The sequence below is a fragment of the Nocardia farcinica genome (assembly GCF_029867845.1).
Taxonomy (GTDB): Bacteria; Actinomycetota; Actinomycetes; order Mycobacteriales; family Mycobacteriaceae; genus Nocardia; species Nocardia farcinica_A.
In genome coordinates, this window is record NZ_JARWRU010000657.1 from 1 (window position 1) to 4,700 (window position 4,700).

At 66.7% G+C, this 4,700-nt stretch carries 7 protein-coding genes; 4 read left to right on the top strand and 3 right to left on the bottom strand.

Annotated features, from left to right (window positions below):
• Positions 1–95: 95 nt before the first annotated feature.
• Entirely contained in the window at positions 96–887 is a 792-nt protein-coding gene (gene thiD, locus QH283_RS14520) for a bifunctional hydroxymethylpyrimidine kinase/phosphomethylpyrimidine kinase (RefSeq protein ID WP_280503529.1), read from the bottom strand.
• A 276-nt stretch (positions 888–1,163) separates the two neighbouring features.
• Here thiD and QH283_RS14525 point away from each other — a divergent pair, with 276 nt between their 5' ends.
• Together QH283_RS14525 and QH283_RS14530 are read left to right on the top strand one after the other, a co-directional pair.
• The gene (locus QH283_RS14525; protein ID WP_280503530.1) at positions 1,164–1,712 is read left to right on the top strand and encodes a DUF3558 domain-containing protein; all 549 of its coding nucleotides are present in this window, start codon (positions 1,164–1,166) and stop codon (positions 1,710–1,712) included.
• 227 nt (positions 1,713–1,939) lie between these two features.
• Positions 1,940–2,134, top strand: a complete 195-nt coding sequence (locus QH283_RS14530) for a hypothetical protein (protein WP_280503531.1) — start codon at positions 1,940–1,942, stop codon at positions 2,132–2,134.
• A gap of 695 nt (positions 2,135–2,829) precedes the next feature.
• Here the strand turns inward: QH283_RS14530 and QH283_RS14540 are convergent.
• Both QH283_RS14540 and QH283_RS14545 read right to left on the bottom strand, forming a co-directional pair.
• Positions 2,830–3,141 carry a DNA sulfur modification protein DndB gene (locus QH283_RS14540; protein ID WP_280503532.1) on the bottom strand — a complete coding sequence of 104 codons (312 nt, stop codon included), beginning with the start codon at positions 3,139–3,141 and terminating at the stop codon, positions 2,830–2,832.
• 27 nt (positions 3,142–3,168) lie between these two features.
• Complete coding sequence (locus QH283_RS14545) at positions 3,169–3,570, bottom strand: DUF732 domain-containing protein (RefSeq protein ID WP_280503533.1); 402 nt, start codon at positions 3,568–3,570, stop codon at positions 3,169–3,171.
• A 153-nt stretch (positions 3,571–3,723) separates the two neighbouring features.
• Between QH283_RS14545 and QH283_RS14550 the strand changes: the two genes are divergently transcribed.
• Both QH283_RS14550 and QH283_RS14555 read left to right on the top strand, forming a co-directional pair.
• Positions 3,724–3,996 (top strand): hypothetical protein, encoded by a 273-nt coding sequence (locus QH283_RS14550; RefSeq protein ID WP_280503534.1) that lies wholly within the window; start codon positions 3,724–3,726, stop codon positions 3,994–3,996.
• A 194-nt stretch (positions 3,997–4,190) separates the two neighbouring features.
• Positions 4,191–4,640 (top strand): hypothetical protein, encoded by a 450-nt coding sequence (locus QH283_RS14555; RefSeq protein ID WP_280503535.1) that lies wholly within the window; start codon positions 4,191–4,193, stop codon positions 4,638–4,640.
• Positions 4,641–4,700: the final 60 nt, after the last annotated feature.

Sequence of the window (4,700 nt, forward strand, 5' to 3'; positions counted from 1 at the left end):
TCTCAGAACGAGGCCAAGTGACGAAGCTGCTGACCTATCTGTACTCGGGTTCCGCGCACTTCTGATCGGCGGGCTCGTCGCGGTCGCCGCGAGGGTCAAGCGCCCTGCCACACGGTGTCGAACGGCGTATTGGCCGACACCCTGGCCTTGATCCCGGCCGTGACGAACTCCTTCGCCCTCGTCGCGGCCTCGGCGACCGACGCGCCCTTGGCGAGCTCGGCGGTCACCGCGGCGGCCAGGGTGCAACCCGCACCCGACACCCGCTCGTCGCCCACCTTCGGCGCCCGCACCATGATCATTTCCTCGCCGTCGAACAGCACGTCGACGGCCTCGTCACCGGGCAGCTCCACGCCACCCTTGGCGAGCACGTACTTCGGGCCGAGGTCGTGGATGCGCCGCGCCGCCTCGATCAGGTCGTCGACGGTCTCGATGGCGTCCATTCCCGACAGCGTCTTCGCCTCGAACAAATTCGGTGTGATCACGGTGGCGTGGGGGAGGATCTGTGTGCGCAGCGCGTTGTCGGTGTCGAGCGCGGCGCCCGGCTCCTGGCCCTTGCAGATCAGCACCGGGTCGAGCACCACGTGCCGCCACTTCTGCCTGCTCAGGCCCTCCTCCACGGTCTCGATCGTCGTCGGTGTGCCGAGCATGCCGATCTTCACGACGTCGAGATCGTGGGCGGAGGTCGCCGCCTCGATCTGCTCGGCGATGACCTCGGCGGGCACCGGGAAGAAGCGATGCCCCCAGTCGTTGTTCGGATCGAACGAGACGATGCAGGTCACGGTCCCCAGGCCGTAGACGCCGAGCTGCTGGAAGGTCTTGAGGTCGGCCTGCAAGCCGGCGCCACCGGTCGCTTCCGAACCGGCGATGACGTAGGCGAGGTCGACCATGTGAGTGCTCCGTTCCGTCGGGTTTCCGCCGGACGACCAGGGTACAGAGGCGTCGACTGCCTGTCGGGAGGTGCCCGTCGGCGGCATCGTGCCGTGTCGGTCCGGCAGCGATGAGGGGACGGGCGCCATCTCTGCATCCAAGACCGTCGGCCCAAGATCGGACGGGAGCGTGCATCTCGCAGCCGATCGTAGCCTCGGGTCTGCGAGGCCATTCGGTGGAACCGGAAGCCTCGGTCGTCCGATATCGTGGACGAGCTGTCGAAACAGGGAGGGGACATGCGCGCCGTCAACGTCGCACGCACCGTGGCTGCGGGGGTAGCCGTTCTCGGACTCGTCACCGGGTGTTCAGAACTCGGACTCGGTGGCTCCGAGCCGGGAACGCCGGCAGTGGCTGGTCCAGGGAAGGACGATCTTCTCGATCCCTGCACCGGAGTCGCTGACGAGTGGCTCATCGAGACCGGTCTCGCTCCCGCAACCGAACGCGATGTCGTGAATCCGACCGATGTGTCGTCCTGGCGGATCTGCGCATGGCAACCGTTCGACGGGTCGCCCTACCGAATCGATGTCCTGTCCAGCAGCCTCACCATCGATGATGTCCGATCGAATGAGACACAGGACTTCGTGCGTGAGATCGCTGTCGGCTCGCGGCAGGGGCTGATCCACAAGCCGAAGAATGCGAATCTGCGCACCTGCTACGTCACCTTGCCGGCCGAGCAAGGCATGTTCGAGGTCTCCGTTGGTTGGAGAGATGCCGACGTGCCCGACGACTTCTGTGAGGTCGCTGTCAAGCATGCGATCGATCTCGAACCTCACCTACCGCGATAGTCGACATTGGGGGAAGCGATGACCGGCAGCACGCAAAATCAGTTGCAGACCTGGCGGAACCTGAAAGAGCAGGGCATCAACGGGGGGAGTTCACGATCGATTACGAGGTCGGTAAGGCCCTGTCCGACCACTGTTTACAGCTTCTGGAGAGCCTGAAGTCCATCCGAAACGACGCTTCGCAGCTCGCCTACCTCGCGGGATACGGTGGCCTCCCTTCCGCCCTCGACTTGAAGAGCAAGTTCGAGAGGAAGGCAGTCGGGGGTGGAGACCACGACCCCGACGACAATGCCCTCACTCGGATCGATCAGCACATCGAGACAGTGACCACGATGCGGGAGGCCTACCTCGCAGCGATCGGGGAGCTCGAGGCCGTCGACCAGTCGAACAGCCAGAACGTGAACACCCAGGGCGAACAGATCTGACCGTCGCTCGGCGGCCGTCCCTACCCACCCGGCCGCCAGTACGCCAGCACCGCACACCCCACCGCGGACTCCTCGACATCCAGCACAGCCCTGCCAGCGAACAGCTCCACATCGAACGTCTCCCGGGTGCTCCCGGTAGCGGCCGCGATCATCCCGCGCGGTGTCATGGATCGCCGGACTTGTCCCCGGTCACCGTCCATCGGTCCACGGCGGGCACGTGGATGAGCCACCGCGGCCCGCAGCAGTGCACTTTGACGTAGTACCGGCGCATGGTCACGGCATCCTCGTCGTGGCGGGCCGGCGTGAGGTCAGTCGATCCATGACAGAGCTTCGGTGAGGGTCACCGGAGGCGCATGCGGGTGGAGACAGTGGGGGTCTGGCCGCCGTAGGGAAAGGGGTCATGCGCAGCAGGGCCTCGAGCCAGAGGCGGGAGCCGCGGTAGCCGGAAGAGCCATCGGGACGGTCTCGGCGGTCGCGGGGTCCTGCACCTCGATGTGGTCCAGGCTCGAGTAGAAGGTGGCGGTGGCGTCGGCGACGTAGTACCGCAAGGGACCGGTGCGGTGTTTCCCTCCGTCATCTGTTCGTACGAATTGCCGGCCAGGGGATCGGCTCCGGGGAGGGGGCCACGGCGCGGATCGAGGACTGTTGTGCGGATGCTCGATTCGTGTCGTGGCGATCGTGCGGCCCGACGCGGGTCAGACGGTCAGTTCGAGCGGGAGCAGACCGAGCTGTGCCTTCACCCGGTGCACGGCCTCACGCACCGGCCCACGCTGGGTGGTGATCTTGCCGTCCGCGGACAGGATGCTGCCCTGCCACACGGCCCCCTCCCGTCGCCAGTCGACCTCGGTCGCCAGCCGCTTGTACATCTCCTGACGCCATTCCAGGTTCGGGCTCTTTCGGATCTCGTAGGCGACGCGGCCGATGGAGGCCGCGGCGTCGGCGGAGGCCGCGGCGAGGGCCTGGTCGAGGCCGTCGTGCTCGCGCAGGCCGATGTTGTGGTCGGACATGGCTGGTTGCTCCTCGGTCGAGTCGGATCAGAGCGTGTGGTGCGGGCAGTAGGCGGAGATGGCGGCGTCGGTGAACGTGTAGGGGTAATCGACTGCGTCGCGGTTCATTTCGGCCAGGATGATCTGGTTGCGCAGGGAGTTGCCCGCGGCATCGAGCCAGCGGCAGTTGCTGTGGGCCAGTTGGATCGCGGCGTCCTGGACGTCGCAGGGTTCTTCGTCGAAGTACGACTCGGCCAGGAAGTGGTAGTCGGCATTGGAGCGCGGGCCGCATCCGCTCGAGGACGAGCCGCCCGCCGAACCCGTGGACGGAGCGGCGGTGGCGGGCGCGGCGGTGATGGCGGCGGCCGCGCCGAGGGCGAGCAGGGACGTGATCGTGCGCACGGCGATGGACATGGTTTCCCCCGGATCGGGACGGGCCGCCCGGTGCATCGGTGATCGTTTCGGGCGGCTGGTGTTGTCGGCAACCCAACTGGTTGCGGTGTACGACGAAACCGTAGCGGTCTGCTGAAATCATTGTCAACCAATCCGCAGATGGATGATGAACAACATGGGTAAGCTGATCGACCGAGCTGTCGTGAGGGGATGTCGTCGCTGTGCAGGAAATCGGCCATCGGTCCTGCTGTCGTCGGCGTCGCGGCGGCGATTGTCGGCCGGCATGCGGTTACCTTCGGCTCGTGGACGTGGATGATCACGCCACCTGCCCGGATCGACGACATCGAGTACTCCCGGATCGACTCCGCGCCGGAGGGCGACGCGGAGGTCGAGCGGCTCACGCGGATGCACGGTGGAGCGGAACCAGCGGACCGGGAGGTGGCCGCTGCCTTTCGTGGTGGAGGAGTCGGCTCGGGGATATGAAAAGGACCGTTGATACCGACCGCGGCCGTCGCCGGTACGCGGGCCGGGCCGTTGCGGTCGCGGTGAGCGTCACAGAATAGACCGACGGATCGGCGGGTGGCCGAGGTGAAGGGGATACTGGCCGATCTGGTGCGGTGAGCAACGGGGCGGGTGCCGCCGGGACGGCGCAGCCGATCGAGGTAGGAGGTTGGGCATTGGCTGAGGTCGTGGGTGGAGTGGCGCCGCTGGCCGATCGCGGGGCCCGGTTGTTCGAGTATCTGGCGCGGGTGCAGGCGATCGGGACGACGCGGGTGACCGAGGTGGACAACCTCGGTTCGGTGATCTGGATGGCGGATCTGCCCGCTCATCAGGCCGTGCGGTACGAGCCGGAGGCGGCGGGCGGGCCGTTCCTGGTGGTGGGGAAGGTGCGGCTGGACCCGCCGGTGGAACTGCACGACGCGCGGGTGCGCGAATGGCTGGTGCCCGGGCCGCTCGACGACCCGGAAGTGGAGCCGGAGTTGCGGGAGACGCGGAACGGGCCCGCGGGCGTGGAGCGGGTGGAGGATCACCCGGAGGTGCTCGAGGCGTTCTCCGGGTGGCTGGTGCGGTGGCGGCCGTGGGCGGCGTCGCAACAGGGGGGGTTGATTGCGCGGGGGGATTTTTAAATAGGGGCGTTGGCCCCCACACAATTTTGTGTATATTTTTTGATTTAAAAAGGTATAAGC

Excerpts from the sequence above, each read along its gene's own strand:
- thiD (WP_280503529.1), bottom strand. The coding sequence starts at position 887 with ATGGTCGACCTCGCCTACGTCATCGCCGGTTCGGAAGCGACCGGTGGC.
- QH283_RS14525 (WP_280503530.1), top strand. The coding sequence starts at position 1,164 with ATGCGCGCCGTCAACGTCGCACGCACCGTGGCTGCGGGGGTAGCCGTT.
- QH283_RS14540 (WP_280503532.1), bottom strand. The coding sequence starts at position 3,141 with ATGTCCGACCACAACATCGGCCTGCGCGAGCACGACGGCCTCGACCAG.
- QH283_RS14545 (WP_280503533.1), bottom strand. The coding sequence starts at position 3,570 with ATGCACCGGGCGGCCCGTCCCGATCCGGGGGAAACCATGTCCATCGCC.
- QH283_RS14550 (WP_280503534.1), top strand. The coding sequence starts at position 3,724 with ATGTCGTCGCTGTGCAGGAAATCGGCCATCGGTCCTGCTGTCGTCGGC.